Raw genomic sequence first — 21329 nt, 5'->3', positions numbered from 1 at the left:
TAAAGATGAGATATGCGTATTACCCGGGCTGTTCATTGCATTCGACTGCAAGAGATTATAATCTCTCGACCTTAGCTGTATGCAAACAGCTCGGAATAGAGTTAGTGGAAATACCAGATTGGAACTGCTGTGGTGCAACTTCGGCACATGCCTTAAACCGCGACTTAAGCATTGCACTACCCCTTCGCAACTTAGCAATCGCCGAGACGATGGGCCTCGATGTAATTGCACCATGTGCAGCATGTTTCAACCGAATGAAGTCCTCAAACGTCGCAGTCAACGAAAACCCAGAGCTCCTAGCACGAATGAGTGATTTAATCGGGATGCCATACTCAGGCAAAGTAAAAGTCCTTCCACTTTTAGCTGTCATTAACGAAATCGGCACTGAGACCATCCGCGAACACGTGAAGCGTCTGCTGGAGAATTTAAAGGTCGCGCCATATTATGGTTGTCTTCTAGTTAGGCCGCCAGAGACGACGGAATTTGATGACCCAGAAGACCCACAGTCGCTCGACAATCTAATTACTGCCCTAGGAGCTGAAGTGGTAAAGTGGCCCTATAAGACAGAGTGCTGTGGCGCAGGCCTTTCGATCTCAAAGACGGAGGTTGTTTTAAAGCTAACGCATGATATCCTCTCAATGGCAAAGCGCGCAGGGGCAAATTGTCTGGCGACAGCATGCCCTCTCTGCCAGTCGAACCTAGACCTTCGGCAGTCTGACGTGGAGAAAGCATATGGCGAGAAATACGGGCTCCCTGCGTTCTACTTCACGCAGTTAATGGGGATAGCATTCGGGCTTCCTGGCACATCGCTCGGCTTAGACAAGTTAATGGTCAGCCCCGAGCAAGTTCTGACCACCGGTGTGAGAGGTTAAAATGGCACGAGTAGGAGTTTTCGTCTGCTGGTGTGGATCAAACATAGCTAAAACAGTAGATGTGGAGAAGGTAGCCGAAGCGGCGTCGAAGATGCCCTCGGTCGTCTACGCTACGCATTACAAATATATGTGCTCAGAACCAGGCCAAAACTTAATCAAAGAAGCAATCAAGGAACACAGGCTCGATAAGGTTGTTGTCGCATCATGTTCGCCACGGCTTCACGAGCCAACATTTCAGCGGTGTATAAGCGAGGCAGGCTTAAATCCATATATGCTCGAAATGGCGAACATCCGCGAGCAATGCTCATGGGTGCACGACGACAAGGAAGCTGCTACTAAAAAAGCGATTGACCTTACAGCCATGGCTGTAGCGAAGGCGGCGAGAAACGAACCGCTCTTCGAGCAAAAAATTCCAATCACAAAGCACGCCCTTGTTATCGGTGGAGGAGTAGCAGGCATCCAAGCGGCGCTTGACATTGCTGATGCTGGGCACAAGGTTACGCTCGTTGAGCGGACGCCAAGCATAGGTGGTCGTATGGCGCAGTACGACAAGACGTTCCCTACGCTTGACTGCGCCGCTTGCATACTGACGCCCAAAATGGTTGACTGTGCATCCCATCCAAATATCAAAATTCTTACTTACTCGGAAATCGAAGAGGTCTCGGGCTTTGTCGGCAATTTCGAAGTCAAAATCCGAAAAAGAGCACGAAGCGTAGACATGACAAAATGCACTGGATGCGGCATCTGCTACGAAAAGTGTCCAGTTAGGCTACCTTCTGAGTTCGACGAAGGACTCGGACAGAGACGAGCGATATACGTCCCATTCCCGCAGGCAGTCCCGAATGTACCGGTCATTGACCGCGAGAAGTGCCGCTGGTTTACCGAGGGTAAGTGCAGGGCATGCGAGAAGCTCTGCCCTTCTGGCGCCATCGCCTATGACCAACAAGACGAAATAATTACCGAGAAATTTGGCGCAATTGTAGTTGCTACCGGCTTCAAACTATGGGACCACTCTGCCTACGGGAACTATGGCTATGGGAAGTACCCGGATGTCATTTCAAGCCTTCAATTTGAACGGTTGATTAACGCATCAGGCCCGACAGAAGGCAAGCTAGTGAGGCCCTCCGACCACAAAGCGCCAGAAAAGGTAGTTTTTCTTTCCTGCGTGGGTTCGCGCGACGATGAGCACGGTTACCCGTACTGCTCAAAAGTCTGTTGCATGTACAACGCAAAGCATGCTCTCCTTTTGAAAGAAAAGTATCCCAACGCCCAAGCATACGTTTTCTACATGGATATTCGGGCTAATGGCAAAGGATACGAAGAGTTTGTTCGTCGAGCAATCGAAAAATATGGGGCGACTTATATTCGGGGCCGCGTTTCAAGAATATTTGAAACTGGCGACGGAAAGTTAATCGTCCGCGGGGCCGACACACTGCTTGGAAAGCCAGTTGAAATTGAAGCCGACCTCGTAGTTCTCGCTGCCGCAATGGAGCCGCAGTCAGATGCAAAAGAACTTGCACGAAAACTTGGCATCACAACTGACGAATACAATTGGTTCAGCGAGGCACATCCAAAGCTCCGCCCCGTTGAAGTCTTGACATCCGGTATATTCTTAGCTGGCGCATGCCAATACCCTAAGGACATCCCAGACTCCGTAGCACAAGCCTCAGGAGCCGCCTCGAAAGTAATAGGGCTTTTCTCGAAGGATTACCTCCTCTCCGAGCCAACAGTGGCTGAGGTCAACGAGGACACATGCGTAGGCTGCCTAATTTGCAAGGAAGTCTGTCCATTTAATGCCATCGAACCCAAGACAATCTACGATAAACAGGGCAACTCGCTAAAGGTCGTCGCTTCTGTAAACGAAGGCCTTTGCCACGGATGCGGAACATGCGTAGCAGCCTGCCGGTCGGCATCGCTCCAGCTGAGAGGGTTCAAGGACAACCAGTTACTCGCAGAGGTGGACGCTCTAGCGTATATAGAGTAAATTAGGATTAGGGCTGTGGCGCTGAAATTTCGGAGGAATCGTGGGGGACAAGCTAAGTGACGACAGAAGTGAAAACCAACAACCTTAAAGCTGAGGAAACACGACAAGAAAAGGAAATATGGGAGCCGCGAATAATCGGTTTCTTGTGCAATTGGTGTACATACGCCGGGGCAGACCTAGCAGGTTCTAGCCGACTAAAGTATCCGCCAAACATCCGCGTCGTGCGCGTTCCTTGCTCAGGTCGTGTTAACCCCCAGCTTATCATTAAAGCATTCGAACGTGGATTTGATGGCGTCCTCGTTTCGGGGTGCCATCCAGGCGACTGCCATTACGCAAAAGGCAACTATTTCGCCCGACGACGAATTATGCTACTTAAGCAGATGTTGGAATATATGGGGATAGAACCCGAGAGGTTTCACTTTGACTGGATTTCGGCCGCAGAAGGTCAAAAATTCGCCGAAGTAGTAGAGCAATTCACCGAACAAGTACGCAAAGTAGGACCGTTCATGGGCGTGGGAGCCAGATAGGTTTTGGTGACTATGGAAGAGCAATTGAGACAAAAAGCAAAAGAGCTTCTGGAAAGCGGTGAGGTAAAAGTAGTCATCGGCTATGGGCAGGGAAGTGCTCCGTTCAAGAGTACACCGATTTTTATTGAAAAGCCCGAAGATGCTCATAAACTCATATGGAATCCAACATGCGTGAATAATCTCACCGTATACTTAAGAGATGCATGCAGGCAAGGCAAGGCGGCAATTGTCGTCAAGCCCTGCGATGCCCGGTCAATCATCGAGTTGATTCGAGAGAATCAGATTGAGCGAGATGATGTGGTTATTCTCGCGATGTCATGCCCTGGCGTGCTAAATTTAGACGCTTTGGCGGAAATAGACCTTGCAGACGTGAAGTCGGTCGAATGGCACCAGAGTGGCATCGCAATAAAAACAAACGCTGGTGAAACAATTATCCCATCAGAGAAAGCTTTTGCCAGCAAATGCCTGTCCTGTGAGCTTGCCGAATCACCAATAGCAGATAAAAAGTTCGGCGAGCCGATTGAGAGACACCCAATACGAAGCAAGTACGCTGACATCGAAGAGTTAGAGAAAATGCTACCCAAAGAACGCCGCGCATACTGGGCAAGGCAGTTTGCCCGATGCATTAGGTGCTATGCCTGCCGTTCTGTCTGTCCGGGCTGCTATTGCAAAGAATGCTTTACCGATAAGCCCTGCCAGCTTTGGGTACTGAGGTCAACAGATGTCGAGTCGAATTGGTTCTTCCATTTCTCGCGAGCAATGCACACCGCAGGTCGATGTATTGCGTGCGGCGAGTGCGAACGCGTCTGCCCAATGGGGATACCCCTTATGCGCCTCAATCAGAAGATGCGCAAAGAAGTCCGCGAGATGTTCGGCGAGGAAGCAGGAACCAATCCCGAAGCACCGCCGACCCTAGGAACGTTCGATTTGAAAAACGACCCAGACCCATGCTCGGAATAATTACTAAGCCCGCACTTTTGAGGAGTAAGCTGTGGAAGCTAAAGTCATATCAAAACAAGATCTTGCTACATGGATAGACGCACTGGTCAAACAATACGAAGTCATTGCCCCGGTAACTGAAGACGGCGTAGTAGTGTTCCGGCAGGTGTCGGGGCTCTCCGAAATGACAATCGAGGGAATGGTAGGACCCGCGAAGTCCCTCCGTGAGCACTTTACGCCTCCAACCGAGACGCTCTTCGACTACAAGCTCGAAGATTTATCAGCGGAAGTCATCCCTCCAGAAAATGAAGAAAGACACCGCGTGATTTTCGGTGCAAGGGCTTGCGATGCCGCTACGCTACTCTATGTTGGCGCAGTATACTCCAATGTCGAACCTATCGACACCGCATACTTTATGCGGCGTGAAAAAACCTACCTTGTTGGCTTGTTCTGCAATAAGCCAGCATGGAGCTGTTTCTGCACCGAGGTCGGTGATTTCCTTACAAATCCCGTTGCAATGGATGTATATCTTACTGATTTAGGCAACAGGTACTATGCAGAACCTCTAACACCCAAGGGAGAAGAACTTATTGGACTTGGAAACTTTCGACCAGCAGATGAAAATGACAAGGTAGCAAATGAAGAAATACGACAAAAGGCACTTGAACGACTGCCGAAGCGCGCGGAACATGAAACAGCATGCCTTTCATACGACTGGGACCATCCAGTATGGACAGAGCTTGCGAAGAAATGCCTAAGCTGTGGTGCATGCGCATTTTTATGCCCAACATGCCACTGCTTCGACATCCAAGAGCACCCAAAATTAAAAAAAGGCAGCCGGTACCGCTGCTGGGACACATGCCAGTTTGAAAAATTTACGCTAATGGCATCAGGTCATAACCCCAGGGAGACAAGGAAGGAACGAACTAGACAGCGCGTTTTTCACAAATTCAAGTACTCGCAAGAGCGGTATTGCATGCTCGGCTGCGTAGGATGCGGCCGATGTATTGCCGCTTGCCCTGTGAATATTGACATTCGCAGGGTGCTGGAAGAGCTTGAAAAGACGGCGGTAGCAAAATGACAACACCAAATATCGAAAATACAGCTTCAAACGTTGAAAAAGAAACGATGAGAATCGAAAACCCTTATATTCCAAAACTGGCGACAATTGAAAAGATAATCACCGAGACCTGGGATACTAAAACTTTTCGGGCAGTCTTTAAGGACGAGGAGCTCCGTGAGAGCTTTACCTATGAGCCCGGCCAGTTCCAAGAGGTCTCTGTTTTTGGAGTCGGCGAGGCGCCATTTTGCCTAACCTCATCGCCAACACGAAAGGGGTTCGTCGAGTTTTCCGTAAAGAAAATTGGGAGCGTAACCTCTGCGCTCCATGAAATTGATGAAGGAGCAACCATCGGCATCCGTGCGCCGCTTGGCAATTGGTTTCCATATGAGGAGTTCAAGGGCAAAGACCTTTGGTTTATTGGGGGTGGAATTGGTATGGCTCCCCTCCGTTCGCTCTTGAATTTTTGCCTCGACAACCGCAAAGATTACGGCAAAGTAAACATTATTTATGGCGCAAGATCATCGGGCGACCTTTGCTTCACATACGAGTTTGACGAATGGCAGAATTCACCTAATACCGAGCTCTTCCTTACAATCGACAAGGAAGAGGAAAGATGGAACAAGAATGTCGGTTTTGTGCCAGCATATGTCATGGACCTTAAGCCATCTCCGAAGAATGCCATTGCCATAACTTGCGGGCCACCGATTATGATCAAGTTCACCTTGCAAAACCTCAAAGAACTTGGGTTTGAAGACAACCAAATCTGGACAACGCTTGAGATGAAGATGAAATGTGGCATCGGCAAGTGTGGACGATGCAATATCGGCCCTAAATATGTTTGCGTTGACGGGCCAGTGTTCTCTTATGCTCAGTTGAAAGAACTCCCGCCCGAGTACTAATTAAGTAGCAATGCAACTATCCGCGCTTCAAAGCAAACGCCACCAGAATGCTTCACCACGCGCCAACGCCGGCACAGTATCCCGATTGCCAAGTAGCAACATTTAAACAACTTGCAACACTGGATTGTTCAACTGGCTAGCGGTAACATAGAAACTTAGTATTGCCTCCTCGATACACTTGTGATATACTGATGTGGCTTGTGGCCGAAAAAGAGACGGTTTGGCCAGACTAAAGCAATCTTCACGCGGAGGGGAAACGCATGAAAGCGATTTGCGCCAGAAAGGACTTCTACGAGGGTGTTCAGACCGTAAGCAGGGCAATAGCTGGGCGTAGTGCGCTCCCAATCTTAAACAATGTTCTGATTAAAAGCGAGGATGGCCACCTGCGGCTCGTTGCTTTCGACCTTGAACTTGGTATGCAATCTGTTATTCCAGCGACCATCGAAACAGAAGGAGCCCTCACGGTCCCTGCAAGAGTGCTGGCGGAAGTTCTCGCCACCCTGCCTGACTTGGATGTGGTTCTATCTGTTGACGAAAACAATTCAGTAAACCTGAAGTGCGAAAAGTCCGACTACACAATATTGGGCCTTCCACCTGAGGAGTTCCCCGCCCTTCCTGACGTGCCCGACGACCAAAGTTTTGAGATTACACAAGCAGCCCTGCGCAACATGATAAAACAAACGATATTCGCCGTCTCGCCTGATGAATCACGAGCAATATTGACCGGCGTTCTGCTCGTGCTTAAGGGTGATGAAATTCGCCTAGCTGCTACCGATAGTCATAGACTAGCAATCCGCACATCACCCGTGGCAAATGCAAAAGGGGAAACAAGCTGCATTATTCCGGGCCGGGCGCTAAATGAGCTTGGCCGAATGCTTGGGGAAGAAGACACTCCAGTGAAGGTTGCCATCTCAGAAAGCCAAATTAAGTTCACAGTTGGCGATGTCACTATGGTATCCAGGCTTATAGAGGGGCAGTTTCCGAATTACGAACGCGTTATACCAACGGCGTGCCAAAGAAAACTTACCATGCCAGCTGAAGGTCTCCTCAGCCGCATACGCCGCGCATCCATAGTAGCACGCGAGAATGCCAACCGTGTGATTCTCAAGACAGAAGGCGACAAGCTAATGGTCACAGCAGAAAGCGGCGACGTGGGAAAAGCATACGAGGAAATCGAAATTGTGAAAGAAGGCGATGATATCGAAATCGCTTTCAATGCGAAATATCTAATAGATTTCCTCAGTGCGCTCGACACTGAAGGTGTCAGCTTTGAGTTAAATGGACCGCTTGAACCGGGCCTCTTACGACAAGTGGGCAAGGAAGATTATATCTATGTCGTCATGCCGATGCAGATAATGTAATCATCGAACCGCCGAGGCGATAATATTATGGAACAAGCGCCTCCGGCGCAGAAAGTCAGGAGCCTCACGCTTCTTATAGACCCTATTCGTTAGAAGGATGACAAACATATCATACTCTGGATCTATCAGGAGCGACGTTCCTGTGAATCCTGTATGCCCTGCACAACGCTCAGAGAACAAATCTCCGCATGGAGTCATCTCGTTCGGCGGCGTAAAGAATCCAATTGACTGCCCACTAATTTCGGGGTTAATTTGATTAGTCAACATCTTCCGCACACTCAGAGGGCATAGTATCCTTGCCTCTTCCTGCTTGTCCGATTGCCGAACCCAACCACCGTTGATGAGCATCTGGGCATAAGTGGCGATATCAGAAGCCGTTGAAAACAGCCCCGCATTCCCACTGTTCCCCTGCATCGCATGTGCATTCTCATCGTGGACTTCGCCGCAGAGGACTCGGTCACGTCCCCGACTATTTGCGGTCCGAGCAATACGACCCGACTTTTCAGCTGGCGGATTAAAACAGCTATCTACCATTCCAAGAGGCTCAAAAATATTTTTGCGAGCAAACTCCTTCAAAGGCATACCCGCCGCCTGCTCTATTACCAAACCCAGAGTGATATAGCCCAAACAGCTATAGACATGCTTCTTCCCAGGCTGGTTTTCAAGAGGGGTTTGCAGAAGCCTTTCAATCGCTCCCTCACGTGTCCCGTCCTCCGAAAAAAGATCACGCCATGCCGGAAGACCCGAGGTGTGGGTCGCCAGATGTTTGACGGTAACACCCGAAAGGTGTGGGAGCTTTCTGTTCGGGAAGAAGTCAGTGACCGGTTGGTTTAAATGCAGTGCTCCGCGTTCCACAAGTATCATCAAAGAGGTAGCAGTGGCGACTGGCTTAGTCACCGATGCCATATCGAAAATGGAGTCAGGTTTAGCAGGTGGGTCATTTTCTTCATCCCCCAGGCGCCCTATTGCCTCCCACACTGCAACTTTTCCATGCCGAGCTACAAGCCATACGGCGCAAGTATACTCTCCGTTTTCAAGCCCCCGAAAAAGCAGCTCCTTAGCAGCTTCCAATCTCTGGGTGTCGAGGCCAATACCAGCAGGATTAGCAAAATCTAAAGTCATTTTTGTATAAGCCATTCTATTACTGGAACTTGCGCCGGTTCTTGGTAAACCGTGTCTTTAATCTTTGCAAGATATTCGTCGTCCGTGCCGTCCTTTGTAACCGAACTATAAGCAAAAAAGCTAACTCCTTGTGCGCCAAGTTCCCTGGCTTTCAATATTCTTTGGATTGACCCCTCAACATCGGTCTGCCATGCGCCAATGCCCAAATATACATGCCGACCGCTAGCATTTTCCACGGCATCCTTTGCGTATTTAACCCAGCTGTCGAAATTCGGCGTGTAGTTCATCGGGCAAAGTAGATCCATTATGCCCATTTTCATCCAAAGTTTCCAATCTTGGAAGCGGTTGTTGAATGCATCAACGTAATCGGGAAATACGTCAGCGGAGACTATAATATTAGGCTTAATCTCGTGTGCCCTACGATAAATTTGGCCAACCAAATCAGTGATTTGCTTGCGCCTGAAATCATCCCACTTTTTTGGGAACGCCTGCACATATGCCAATCTATCCTTCATCGACGAGAGCGCTTCAATCTTATCGGCGGGAAGTTCCTTGTCCATCCATTCTTTGAACCGGCTTAGACAACCATCGCAGTAGCAATAATCCCCACTTGGATAGCGCACATAGTCAAAATTGATGCCGTCTACGTCGTAGTTTTCTACCACATCGAGAAAGCAGTTGCGTATATGCTCCTTGACTTCTGGATTGCTCGGGCACGTATATGCTCCCTCAGCTTGTCCAGCAGGCCCAAGGGTAATCTTATTTTCCGCATTTCTCATCAACCACTCAGGATGCTTGTTTACGATGTGTTCTGGCGATTTTGGCGGCGTACTCGAGCTCCAAGTGTAGTGAGTATTCAACCAAGCATGAATTTGAATGCCAGCCTTGCGGCATTCCTCGATGTACATTTGAAGTGGGTCAAAATCCTCAGGTTGCCCCTCAAGAGCTTCCGCTCGGGGCTCATAGCGAGACTTGTAGAATGCGTCTCCTCGACCCCGAACCTGTACGATTAGTACGTTAATGTTGTTTTTCTTTGCATAGGAAACTGCATTTCGAATCTTTTCCGGTGAGGTTGTGTCAAACCGAACTACCCATATTGCCCTGGCTTCCGCCCTGGCGTTCTTAGCGTCGCTACCCAAAGCTGCTACCTCCGCTTGTAGTACCGCGGTCATTACGACCGCCAAAATAATCATAAATCTCAATACCTAAACACCGCCTTGTCTTCTAGCCAACGGCCGATGTCTCTCCAGATATTTTACTTTCCAAAAGATGCCATGTCAATTAATTAAAATTGACATTTCCATTATTTTATGGTAGTATTTTAAAACCGGAGCAATCCTGTGCGTGCTGGCCTCCCGAAATATCGGGGGTGCCAGCTTTTTTCTTGCCTGCTTCCTAGGCGCTGATGAGACATGCTCGAACTGCTGGATAATGTGTTATCGAAAGTAGCAAAACCTGCAAGATATATTGGCGGCGAATTTAACGCTGTAATTAAAGACTTAAACAGCGTGGACGTTAAATTTGCGCTAGCCTTTCCCGATGTCTACGAAATAGGGATGTCGAACCTCGGTTTGAGGATAATATATGAGATCCTAAACCGGAGGCACGATACTGCTGCCGAGCGCATATTTGCACCTTGGCCTGATATGGAAGCGGAAATGAGAAGATGCAGGCTTCCTCTCTTTACTCTAGAAAGCCATACGCCGGCTTGCGAATTCGATATCATCGGTTTCTCCCTCAGCTATGAGCTCACATATACTAATGTTTTAAATATGCTCGACCTAATTGGAATACCAATTCGCTCTGCAGAGCGAAACGAAAGCCACCCTCTTATAATCGCAGGTGGATGCTGTGCGTGTAATCCCGAACCTATGGCGGAGTTTGTGGATGCTTTCGTAATCGGGGAGGGAGAGGAAATCATCCACGAGCTAGTCGAGGTATTCAAGCTTAATCGCTCACTCACCAGAAAAGCACTGCTTGAGAAGCTTGCAGAAATTTCTGGTGTGTATGTGCCAGCTCTTGGACAACACCCGGTCAGGAAGCGGCTTGTTAAAGACCTCGATACCGCAGAATATCTTGAGCGTCCCATAATTCCATTCATCGAAACAGTACACGACCGCCTGCCAATCGAGGTTATGCGCGGATGCTCTCGCGGCTGTCGGTTCTGCCAAGCTGGGATGATCTACCGGCCTGTTAGAGAGCGGCCCCAAGAAAGAATCCTCAAGCTGGCAGAGTGTTTGAATGCCCACGCCGGCTACGATGAAATAGGTCTGCTGTCCCTCTCTACTGCAGACTACACCGGCATCGAAGGTCTAGTTCACAAACTAATCGAAAAGTATGAACCCGAAAAAATTGGAGTCTCACTCCCTTCAATTAGAGCCGATGCTTCGTGCGTCGAGCTGGCATCGGAGATTCAGAAGGTGCGGAAGTCAGGGTTAACGCTCGCACCAGAAGCTGGCACGCAACGGCTTAGGGATGTAATCAACAAGAACGTTACAGAGGAAGATCTTCTCAGCGCTGTGGAGGCAGCTTTTAGGTATGGCTGGCGAACCATCAAGCTATATTTTATGATAGGCCTCCCTACAGAAACTGATGAAGATGTTCTAGGAATTGCACAGTTAGCCGAAAAGGTTTCCCAGGTCGCCAAAAAGATGAGAATTCGACCGACAGTAAACGTGAGCGTCTCATCCTTCGTGCCGAAACCGCACACGCCATTTCAGTGGCGGCCGCAAGATACGGTCGAAGAGCTACAACGGAAGCAGTCGCTTCTCCGAAGTGCAATTAAAGATAAAGCCATTCAACTCAGTTGGCACGACGCTCGAATCAGTGCTCTTGAGGGAATTCTCTCCCGAGGTGACAGGAAAGTTGGGGAAGCCATCTACCATGCTTGGAAAAATGGATGCAAGTTTGACGCCTGGGATGAGTATTTTGACTATGAAAAGTGGCTAAGCGCATTCTCTGCTGCTGGCATAACCCCAGCATCCTATGCAAATCGGCCTAGGGACTATTCCGAGCCGCTTCCTTGGGATCACATTGACTGCGGGATTAGCAAGCAATTCCTAATCAACGAAGATAAACGTGCCAATAGAGGAATCGTCACACCCGATTGCCGCGAGGAAGGCTGTGCTGGGTGCGGAGTGGCCCTAATCAGCGGGGGATGTCCTGCCTCGCAAAACACGAAACAAGAGCATGAGGAACTGCCGAACGACAAACTTCAAATGATGGACGCCGAGCAGCAGCCAACAATTTCCCAACATACACCGCTGTCCCGCCATCTTGTCATGCTCCAACTACGTAAGGGTGAAAGCGTCAAATACCTAGGGCATCTCGACATGCTCAGAACCTTTGAGAAAGCTTTGCGAAGAGCGAGAATTCATTTAGCTTACACAGCTGGATTTAACCCACGCCCTAGAATGTCATTTGGAACCGCAATAGGCGTCGGCACTACCAGCGACGACGAAAGAATCATCATTGAACTCACCTGCCCAGAATCAGTTAAGGAAATCCAGGAGAAGCTGAACTCCCAGCTTCCCCCAGGACTGCAGATATTTTCAGTAGAACAAGTGCAAAAGGAAGCAAAGTCCCTGCTTGCTGGGCTAAATGTTTCCGTCTTTCGAATCACTGCCGAATGCCAGGAAGCTTTAGACTCGGCCGTAGCAAAAAAATTGCTTGAAAAAATGCTCTCTTGCTCAGAACTTAGAATTTCTCGCATCCGAGCCGATAAGAGTAAGGAAATAGATATACGTCCATACATCCTTTCTGTGAATGTGATAGAATGTTCACAAAAACTTATCGAGTTCGAAGTCACACTTAAAACAAACGGTTCGGGGGGAGCAGGCCCGCGTGACTTTTTGGAAGCGGCTCGCCTTTTCTTCCCCAGCCTAGAAGCAAAACGCATCCACAGGATAAAACAAACAACCGAAGATGAAAGGAGGTGAGAAACAGTGGCTAAGGAGATTATTGTTAACGTGGACTCACGCGAAACGCGAGTAGCACTCATTGATGGTGGCAAACTCGTCGAGCTCCACATCGAACGCGAAGAACAAGTTTCTGGAAGCATATACAAAGCTAAGGTAGCAAATGTCCTCCCTGGCATGGACGCAGCGTTCGTTGATATAGGCCTTGAGCGCAACGCATTTCTCTATGCGGGCGACGTCCTTCCTGAAGCCGGAGAAGAATTCCCAATGGCAAAGAAAGAGGCCGAGAAATGGGTAAGCATAAAAGATCTTCTCAAAGTTGGCCAGGAGGTCCTAGTCCAGGTGGTCAAAGGCCCTTGCGGCACGAAAGGAGCAAGAGTCTCAACGCGCATATCCCTGCCCGGTCGCTATCTAGTTTTGATGCCCGAGGCAGACAATATCGGCATTTCTCGAAAGATAGACGATACCGCCGAACGAGAAAGATTGAAGAAAATTGCCGAAAAAATCAGGCCTATGGGCTTTGGCATAATCGTGCGGACCGAAGCTGAGGGCAGAGGTGAGAGGGAACTGCAAAACGATTTGGAATTCCTCCTTCGAATGTGGGGACAAATCCAAGAAAAAGCAAAAGTTACGCCCGCCCCCGGCTTGATTCACCAGGATTTGAGCTTGATTTACAAAACAATTAGAGACGTCTTCAGCTCCGATGTCCAAAGGATGTTCATAGACTCCCCTGTGGAATATGAAAAATGCCTCGAATGGATTCAGCTAATCTCGCCCAGATTAAAGTCAAGGCTCCAACTTTATGACGAACCGGAACCAATATTCGAGCACTTCAGCATCGAGAACGAAATCGAACGCCTTTTAAAGCGCAAAGTTTGGCTAAAATCTGGCGGGCACATAACAATTGACGAAACTGAAGCGCTTACAACAATCGACGTCAACACTGGAAAGTTTATCGGTAGCACTAGCTTGTCAGATACGATTCTGAAGACGAATCTCGAAGCCGCCGCAGAGATTGCAAGGCAGATAAGACTGCGCGATATCGGCGGCATCATCATCATTGACTTTATCGACATGGCGAGCGTGCGCGACCGGAACCACGTGGTTCAAAGTTTAGAAAAAGCGCTAAAAAAAGACAGAACACGCACGAAGATTTCTCACATAAGCCCGCTGGGACTTGTGGAAATGACACGAAAGCGCACAGGAGAAACAATCTCTGAACTTGTAAACGAACCATGTCCTTACTGCCAGGGCCGAGGAGAAATTCTATCGCCTGAATCCGTAAGCATTCAAGTTGAACGCGAGCTCAGAGATCGTGCTGTCCACGAAGATGAGGAGGCCTTCTTAGTAACGGTTCACCCTGAGGTGGCAGCTTATCTCATAGGAGCGCGCGGCGAAACAATCCAATCCATTGAACAGCGTATTGGCCGTCCGGTTTACGTCCGAGCAAATGAAAACCTTCACATCGAGAAATACGAGATTGTCGCCAGCGACGTCCACGAGATAGAAAGCCAAGTGCTCCACTTCAAGCGCTCGGAAATTTTAGAGTGTGAGGTAGTAAGAAATCCATTTATCAGCCTCCCAAGATCAGCAGCGTGGGCAGACGGATACATGCTCGACCTAGTAAATGGCGGAAAATACATTGGCCAGAGAGTAAAAGCACGCCTTACATCCATTGGCAGGTCATACGGAGAAGGAGAAGTCGTAGGCACGGTCAAGACCGCGCATAGCAGCGACTTGGAGAAATCCCAATCCTAGAGTGAAGTCCAATGTTGCTTAGCAACTGGCATTCAAAAAGCCCAGGGCAAAATCCCTGGGCTTTTTATAATAATCCCAAAACTACACCTACTCAAACTGCGCTATGCCTTGCAATCCCACTCCACAAATGATTATTTTCCCAAAATTTTGCCACCTTCACGTTGACAAACACTATCGCACAAAATATACTTAGAATATGCAATTATTAGAAAAGCAAACTAACCATTATCAGTGTGCAGGCCTAGTGCTAGACATAATTCCCCAAGTTATGCGCCTGATACGCTCTGAAATTCGCAAGCGCAAGCCTGCGGAATTGTCAGTGCCCCAATTCCGCGTACTTGCCTATCTGCGGCATCATGAAGACGCCTCACTATCCGATTTAGCTGAGCACACTGGCCTTACATTGCCAACCATGTCTAGGATGGTAGATGGACTTGTCGCGCGAAAATATGTAGCGCGAGAAAACTCATCCAGTGATCGCCGGCGCATCGCGTTGAGGCTTACACATAATGGTAAGGCCGCGTTCGACTCCGCCGCACGCGGAGCACAAAAGCGAATAGCCGAACTGCTGAGTAAACTCTTGCCTGAGGAGCAGACCACCATCATCCAAGCTATGGAGATGCTGCGACTCATTGTAGACGAAGGAAAGAAAAAAAGCGTCTAATATCAGGCGACATCTCCACCTTCTATAACTTGGGAAGAATGCACATTGGAAAGGCAACTTTGCATATGAGATTCCTTAGAATTGTTTGTCCAATTATTCTACTAATTACTGCCAGCCAAGCGACCTTGACTGCCGTGAATCACTCCGAGAACATACCGCTAGATCGACCTTTAACACTTAAAGAATGTATAAACATAGCCTTGCAGAACCACAGCAGCGTCTTGACGGCCGAAAAGGACGTAGAAGCAAGCAAAGCGGGGTTAAAGCAGGCTAAAGCAGGATATCTACCCGACATTACTTTAGGCACCGATTACTCAAAATCGGGATATGAGGGCGGTCAAGTAGGCACAGGATTAAGGCGCATAGGTACATTTACAAACAACCAAACAACGCTCAGCATCACCCAAACATTCTTCGACGGCGGACGTACCAGAACCGCAGTCCGGCAAGCAATCGCTCAAGAACAAGTTGCCGAGGCCGAGATGGAAATGGTCAAACAAGAACGGGTGCTTGCAGTTACACAAGCATACTTCACCGCCCTGCTAACAAAACGTCTTGCAGACATTGCCAATCAAGCGGTCAAGGAAGCAGAACAGCAGCGAGAGATGATTCAAGCTAGGATTGAAGCCGGAGATGCCGCACGCGTGGATTTGTATCCGGTGGAGGTGCAGGTCGCAAATGCAAAGCTGAGCAAGCTCCAAGCGGATAATAACGCACGAATTGCGGCTAACACCCTCAGAAATGTTATGGGTTTAGGAAAAGGCCCAGAGCTCCAGTTGGCAGAAGTTGAGGCGCCCGATTTCGACATCCCACCGCTGGAAGAATGTCTGGCACGTGCGCTCAAAGACCACCCAGAGATAGCACGCTCGAACGCACAGATAGACTCAGCTAAGGCGGCGCTCTCGCTTGCAAAGCAGCAGTTGTTGCCTGTTCCAAGCGCAAACTTAAACTATGACCGCGGACTGGCTGGCGGAGGATATGACAGTCAATGGTCTATCGGCGCCCGATTAAGTTTGAACGTATTCGACGGCGGCGCAGCAAGGGCCGCTGTTGAAACCTACAAGGCAAGAGTCGAATCTTTAAGGCTAACCTATGAACAGTTAAATAAAGACATTGCGACCGAGGTTGAGGAAGCACACCTCAACCTAACCAATGCTCTCGAGCGGCTGGCAGCAAGCAAAGCCAACGTCGAGCTCGCACGTACAAATCTTGAGGTAGCACGTGAAAAATACAACCAAGGCCTTGCCATTCCGCTTGAAATAGTTAGCGCTCAGATTTCCTATGCGGATGCCTTAGCCAGCAATGCTCAGGCTCTTTATGACTGCTACATTGCGCATGCGCAACTCGAAAAAGCTATGGGGAAAAGGAGTTATTAGAGTGAAGCGTCATTCAAAAATAACCATTGCAGGATTAGCAATGTTGTCGATTGTCACCTGGGTTGTAGTTGGAAAGATCCGAGCCGCCCAGGCGAACAAACCAATAATCGAAACTGCGCGGGTGGAAAGGGGCACGGTCGTTAGCTCGGTTTCCGCCAGTGGCATTTTGCAACCGCTAACGACAGTTGATGTAAAATCAAATGCAGCCGGTCGCGTGGACGTCCTAGCTGTTGATGTCGGCAGCTTCGTGCGCAAAGGTCAACTGATAGCTAAGATTGACCCAACCGACAGCCTTACTGCCCTAGACCAGGCCGAAGCCGACCTCGCTGCCGCAAAAGCCCGCCTTTCACAGTCAAGAGAATCCTTGCTCCTACAAATAGAACAAAACTCATCGCAGATCAAGCAGGCGGAGGAGGCATACCTAGCAGCGAAGGCGCGGCTAGCCCAGGCGGAAGCACAGGCAAAAGCTCAGCCTGCCATTACCAAATCTGCCATCCAGCAAGCCGAGGCAAACTACAAGTCCGCAGTGGAGTCGCTGCGGCAATTGAAAGCGGCTGGTATTCCCCAAGGCACTGCCCAAGCCAAAGCATCTTACGACCAAGCCAAAGCGTCGCTAGACAAAGCCAAGCGCAATCTGGACCGCCAGGAAACACTTTATTCAAAGGGGTTCATTTCTCAAAATCAGCTCGAATCTGCAAGGCTTGAATATGAAACCGCAAAAGCACAGTTTGATTCAGCAAGCGAGCGAATGAATACCCTCAAGGAAGAATATGATGCCGAATTGAAAGCTGCTGAGGCGCGAGTGGAGCAAGCCCATGCGGCTCTGGAGAATGCAAAGGCAAGTGCAATTCAAGATGAAATTAGACGAAAGGAAGTTATAGCAGCACGCTCTGCACTTAAACAAGCAGAAGCAGCTCTTGCCGCGGCAAAGGCAAACCAACGCCAAGTTCCCATAAGGGCAGGTGATATCCACGCCGCCGAAGCCCAAGTCATTCGAAGCAAGGCACAGGTTAAGAACGCCCAGACCCAACTCGACTATACGGTAATCAGAGCACCAAGGGATGGCATCATCTTGAAAAAATACGTTGAGGTGGGCACGATTATAACCTCAGGACGTTCTTCGTTCGCAGGAACAGGTCAGGGCACGAGCATAGTTCAGCTTGGTGACTGCAGCCGAATGTTTGTGCTAGCCTCGGTTGATGAAACCGATATCGCCCAAGTAGAGGTAGGACAAACAGTAGACATAACGCTTGATGCCTACCCTGATGAACTGTTTGAGGGGAAGGTAACAAAGATAGACCCTCAGACTGTAGTTGAGCAAAATGTAACCACCATACCTGTGACCGTTGAGATAGAAAATCCCGACGCACGCCTAAAGCCCGGTATGAATGCTACTTGTGAGTTCATAGTCGAGCGAAAAGAGAACGTACTAGTTGTTCCAACAGAAGCTGTGAAAGACCAAGACGGTAAGTACACTGTCACCGTCATTAAAAATGGAAAACAGACCGAGCGCAAGGTTGAAATAGGCATAGCCGGCGATGAATTAACCGAAATTGTCTCCGGGCTAAAGGAAGGTGAAGAAGTCGTGACCTCCATAATCGAACGACAGGCAACTGCTCAGCAGACAGGAGGAGGAAGCAGAGGCAGGTTTGGAGGACCAATGGGTTTTGGCGGAGGACGACTGCGCTAAACAAGGCTACCGATATGATAGAAGTAAGCAATCTCAGCAAAGACTATCGGTTGGGCAACACTTGCGTTCATGCCCTCCGTGGAATCTCACTCAGGGTCGAGACCGGCGAGTTCGTGGCAATAATGGGGCCCTCGGGCTCAGGCAAATCCACATTCATGAATATAATAGGCTGCCTGGACACTCCGGATAGCGGTTCGTATTATTTGGACAGAGCCGACGTCAGCCGCCTGACAAGTGACGAACTTGCCAATATTCGAAATACGCGGATTGGCTTCGTCTTTCAATCGTTCAACTTGCTTCCCAGAATGCCTGCGGTTAACCAAGTTGAGCTACCCCTGCTTTATAACGGCACCCGCGACAGACGTGAACGCGCACTTCGGGCGCTCGAACGCGTTGGCTTAAGAGACCGCGCCAACCATAAACCAAACGAACTTTCTGGTGGTCAGCAGCAAAGAGTAGCAATCGCACGTGCATTGGTCAACAACCCAGCGATTATTCTCGGCGATGAACCCACAGGGAACCTCGACACTCGCACAGGAGAAGAGATATTAGCGATTTTGCAAGAACTCAACCGAGAGGGCAAAACCGTTTTAATTGTCACGCACGAGCTAGATGTCGCGATGCATACAAAAAGAATAATTAGGTTCAGAGATGGCAGGATAGTGAGCGATGAAAAAGTTGACAAGCAGCGTGACGCTCGCGAGATACTTGCCTCAATGCCTCCGGAGGTAGAGGAATGAACCTTTCAGAAAGCATAAAGGTTGCGCTCGATGGACTGTCAGCAAATAAGGTGCGCTCGGGGCTGACAATGCTCGGGGTGATTATCGGCGTAGCCGCTGTCATCGCAATGATTGCAATCGGCCAAGGTGCGCGCCAGAGAACCATGAGCATGATTCAATCCATGGGTACCAACGTCCTAACGGTGATATCCGGACAAGCTAGGTTCGGGATGGTTAGAGGCGGCATGGGCTCCGTGCAAACGCTTACCTATGACGACGCTCTTGCAATTGAAAAAAGCTGCCCAGCCGTCGACAAGATAGCACCCGAACTTCGAATGCAAGCCCAGGTAAAATACAAAAACATGAACACCATGACCTCCATTATCGGCACAACCCCAGATTACCCATCTATCCGTAACTATAGATTAGAAAAAGGGCGGTTTTTCACCGAAAAAGATTTACGCTCAATGCGAAGGGTCGGCGTCATTGGCCCCACAGCCGCTTACAACTTGTTCGGGCAAAACTCGGCTTTGAATAAGATAGTGCGAATAAACGGTATAAACTTCAAGATAATCGGCATCACCGCAGCAAAAGGCACTGGAGGCTGGATGGACCAAGATGATGTCATATTCATTCCTTTGACGACTGCGATGAAGCGCGTTTTCGGAGTTGATTTTATTAGGTCAATCAGTGTCCAGGCGAAAAGTTTAGACAGGATGACAGAGGCATCTACCCAAATAGAAGAACTACTCAGGAAAAGACATAAGATTGGGCCTGCCAGCGAATCGGACTTTATGATTCGCAACCAAGCCGAATTTTTGGAAACCGCCGAACAAACAAGCCGCACGTTTACCATGCTTCTTGCAGGTATAGCTGCAGTATCCCTGCTGGTGGGCGGCATCGGCATAATGAACATAATGCTTGTTTCAGTTACAGAACGTACCCGCGAAATTGGAATCCGCAAAGCCGTGGGGGCAAAGGGACGTGATATTCTCCTCCAATTCCTCATAGAATCCATGGTTTTGTCAGTTTTCGGAGGGTTCATAGGTATTCTAGCTGGAATAGGAGGGGCAAAGTTACTTGGGAAAATGGCAGGCTGGGATACACTGATTTCTATGCCTTCAATTATACTAGCATTTGGATTCTCAGCCGCAGTAGGGATATTTTTTGGCATCTACCCTGCACAAAAAGCATCTTCGCTTAAGCCGATAGATGCATTGAGATATGAATAGCTAATTACGTTGTTAGACAACTCAAACACCAACGCAAATCAGTCATTCAACCTAAGAAAGGAGAGGAAAAATGAGGAGATTCATAGTACTTATTGGAATTTGCTTGCTCGTGGTGTTCACTGCAGTCGTGGTTTGGGCCCAGCAACAGCCCTCTGGCGCAAACCAATTCCAGGCATTTCGGGAAAAACACAAATATACGTTCCAGCTAATGCAGATGGTTCGGCACATTGGAGAGATAAACAAAGACAAGAAATACACCTTGACGCCTGAACAGGCGAAGAAGGTTCTAGCCGTCTTGAAACCACTCCGTTCCAAGCCAAAGCTAACGCAAGATGAAGCAAAAAAGGCTTTGAAAGATCTCAAACCAATCTTCACAGCGGCACAACTAAACGCCATGGCGCGTATCAAGCCAAAGTTTGAACAGCGCCGTAGCCCCGGTGGACCCCCGGGTGGCCCCGGCGAACAACAACGCAGGCCGCCACAAAACGCTGAAAGACGAAGGCCCAATCTGAATGCAATGAAAGACTTCAATCCATTCTATTCCAAGGTACCAAAAGGCGATGAGCGTGCCGCCGAACGTGTGAAACGCATGAATGAATTTTTCACAACTTTAGAGAAGAAGGCAAACAGCAAGAAGACAAAATAAAATAGCAATCACCGATATATCATCAATAAATTTTAGCGCTTGCTTCTAAAGAAAAATAAACGTTTCCTTAATATTGACAAGTCAGCCTCGGCGTGGTATTATATCCAGGCTTGCCAGAACTTTAAACGGCGTTGGCATCCTTTACTAAGAGGGGACCTACAGATGTACGCAGTTTTGAAAACGGGCGGAAAGCAATACACCGTTCACGAAAACGAAACTATCAAAGTAGAGAAGCTGGATGTACCGGTTGGCGAGGAAGTGGTATTTGACGATATTCTTTTCGTCAATACAGATAAGGCCCAAATCATCGGAACACCGATTGTATCCGGTGCGAAGGTGATTGGGAGAGTCTTACGCCATGGACTTGGAAAAAAAATAATTGGGTTTACGTATAAACCCAAGAAGCGCGAACGCCGAAGATTTGGTCACAGGCAACCATTTACAGAAGTTTCAATCGAGAAAATCGAATACAAAACTAGAACAACACGTAAGGCCGAGGCACCCGAAGCCCCAAAGGCTGAGGAAGCAGGCGAGACAGCCGAATAGACTTGCCCACGGCC

General features: G+C 48.9%; 18 protein-coding genes. 16 read left to right on the top strand and 2 right to left on the bottom strand.

Going from position 1 to position 21329, the window contains the following annotated elements:
• Positions 1-5 precede the first annotated feature (5 nt).
• From K6T99_03885 to dnaN, 7 genes are all read left to right on the top strand, one after another.
• On the top strand, positions 6-872 hold the full coding sequence (locus K6T99_03885; protein MCL6518946.1) for a CoB--CoM heterodisulfide reductase iron-sulfur subunit B family protein: 867 nt from the start codon (positions 6-8) through the stop codon (positions 870-872).
• 1 nt (position 873) lies between these two features.
• Positions 874-2856, top strand: coding sequence for a CoB--CoM heterodisulfide reductase iron-sulfur subunit A family protein (locus K6T99_03880; GenBank protein MCL6518945.1), 1983 nt, complete (start codon positions 874-876; stop codon positions 2854-2856).
• A gap of 68 nt (positions 2857-2924) precedes the next feature.
• Positions 2925-3383: a hydrogenase iron-sulfur subunit gene (locus tag K6T99_03875; protein MCL6518944.1), complete on the top strand. Its 459-nt coding sequence runs from the start codon at positions 2925-2927 to the stop codon at positions 3381-3383.
• 24 nt (positions 3384-3407) lie between these two features.
• Positions 3408-4343 (top strand): 4Fe-4S dicluster domain-containing protein, encoded by a 936-nt coding sequence (locus K6T99_03870; protein MCL6518943.1) that lies wholly within the window; start codon positions 3408-3410, stop codon positions 4341-4343.
• A gap of 31 nt (positions 4344-4374) precedes the next feature.
• Positions 4375-5403, top strand: coding sequence for a 4Fe-4S dicluster domain-containing protein (locus K6T99_03865; protein MCL6518942.1), 1029 nt, complete (start codon positions 4375-4377; stop codon positions 5401-5403).
• Positions 5404-5450: 47 nt separating this feature from the next.
• The gene (locus K6T99_03860; GenBank protein ID MCL6518941.1) at positions 5451-6284 is read left to right on the top strand and encodes an FAD/NAD(P)-binding protein; all 834 of its coding nucleotides are present in this window, start codon (positions 5451-5453) and stop codon (positions 6282-6284) included.
• Between the two features lie 260 nt (positions 6285-6544).
• Positions 6545-7645 (top strand): DNA polymerase III subunit beta, encoded by a 1101-nt coding sequence (gene dnaN / locus K6T99_03855; GenBank protein ID MCL6518940.1) that lies wholly within the window; start codon positions 6545-6547, stop codon positions 7643-7645.
• On the opposite strand, the gene K6T99_03850 is transcribed toward dnaN, so the two are convergent.
• Together K6T99_03850 and K6T99_03845 are read right to left on the bottom strand one after the other, a co-directional pair.
• On the bottom strand, positions 7646-8782 hold the full coding sequence (locus K6T99_03850) for a beta-lactamase family protein (protein MCL6518939.1): 1137 nt from the start codon (positions 8780-8782) through the stop codon (positions 7646-7648). It lies immediately after the preceding gene.
• A complete protein-coding gene (locus K6T99_03845) occupies positions 8764-9939 on the bottom strand; it encodes a family 10 glycosylhydrolase (protein ID MCL6518938.1) in 1176 nt (391 codons plus the stop codon). The genes K6T99_03850 and K6T99_03845 overlap by 19 nt, the downstream gene beginning before the upstream one ends.
• 240 nt (positions 9940-10179) lie before the next feature.
• Here K6T99_03845 and K6T99_03840 point away from each other — a divergent pair, with 240 nt between their 5' ends.
• The 9 genes from K6T99_03840 to rplU all read left to right on the top strand — a co-directional run bounded on the left by K6T99_03840 (position 10180) and on the right by rplU (position 21315).
• On the top strand, positions 10180-12705 hold the full coding sequence (locus tag K6T99_03840; protein MCL6518937.1) for a TIGR03960 family B12-binding radical SAM protein: 2526 nt from the start codon (positions 10180-10182) through the stop codon (positions 12703-12705).
• Positions 12706-12711: 6 nt separating this feature from the next.
• The gene (locus K6T99_03835) at positions 12712-14442 is read left to right on the top strand and encodes an Rne/Rng family ribonuclease (protein MCL6518936.1); all 1731 of its coding nucleotides are present in this window, start codon (positions 12712-12714) and stop codon (positions 14440-14442) included.
• Positions 14443-14686: 244 nt separating this feature from the next.
• Positions 14687-15106, top strand: a complete 420-nt coding sequence (locus K6T99_03830) for a MarR family transcriptional regulator (GenBank protein ID MCL6518935.1) — start codon at positions 14687-14689, stop codon at positions 15104-15106.
• Positions 15107-15171: 65 nt separating this feature from the next.
• Positions 15172-16482 (top strand): TolC family protein, encoded by a 1311-nt coding sequence (locus K6T99_03825; protein ID MCL6518934.1) that lies wholly within the window; start codon positions 15172-15174, stop codon positions 16480-16482.
• A gap of 1 nt (position 16483) precedes the next feature.
• Positions 16484-18172 (top strand): efflux RND transporter periplasmic adaptor subunit, encoded by a 1689-nt coding sequence (locus K6T99_03820; GenBank protein ID MCL6518933.1) that lies wholly within the window; start codon positions 16484-16486, stop codon positions 18170-18172.
• A gap of 14 nt (positions 18173-18186) precedes the next feature.
• Positions 18187-18912: an ABC transporter ATP-binding protein gene (locus K6T99_03815; GenBank protein MCL6518932.1), complete on the top strand. Its 726-nt coding sequence runs from the start codon at positions 18187-18189 to the stop codon at positions 18910-18912.
• Positions 18909-20123, top strand: a complete 1215-nt coding sequence (locus K6T99_03810) for an ABC transporter permease (GenBank protein ID MCL6518931.1) — start codon at positions 18909-18911, stop codon at positions 20121-20123. Before K6T99_03815 ends, K6T99_03810 begins: the two co-directional genes overlap by 4 nt.
• Before the next feature lie 70 nt (positions 20124-20193).
• Positions 20194-20769 (top strand): hypothetical protein, encoded by a 576-nt coding sequence (locus tag K6T99_03805; GenBank protein ID MCL6518930.1) that lies wholly within the window; start codon positions 20194-20196, stop codon positions 20767-20769.
• Between the two features lie 162 nt (positions 20770-20931).
• A complete protein-coding gene (gene rplU / locus K6T99_03800; protein MCL6518929.1) occupies positions 20932-21315 on the top strand; it encodes a 50S ribosomal protein L21 in 384 nt (127 codons plus the stop codon).
• The last annotated feature ends 14 nt before the right edge of the window (positions 21316-21329 follow it).

It is taken from the genome of Armatimonadota bacterium (assembly GCA_023511795.1).
Classification (GTDB): domain Bacteria; phylum Armatimonadota; class UBA5829; order DTJY01; family DTJY01; genus JAIMAU01.
Note: the sequence above shows the minus strand (reverse complement) of the source record. Positions and strands in the feature narration are given on the sequence as shown.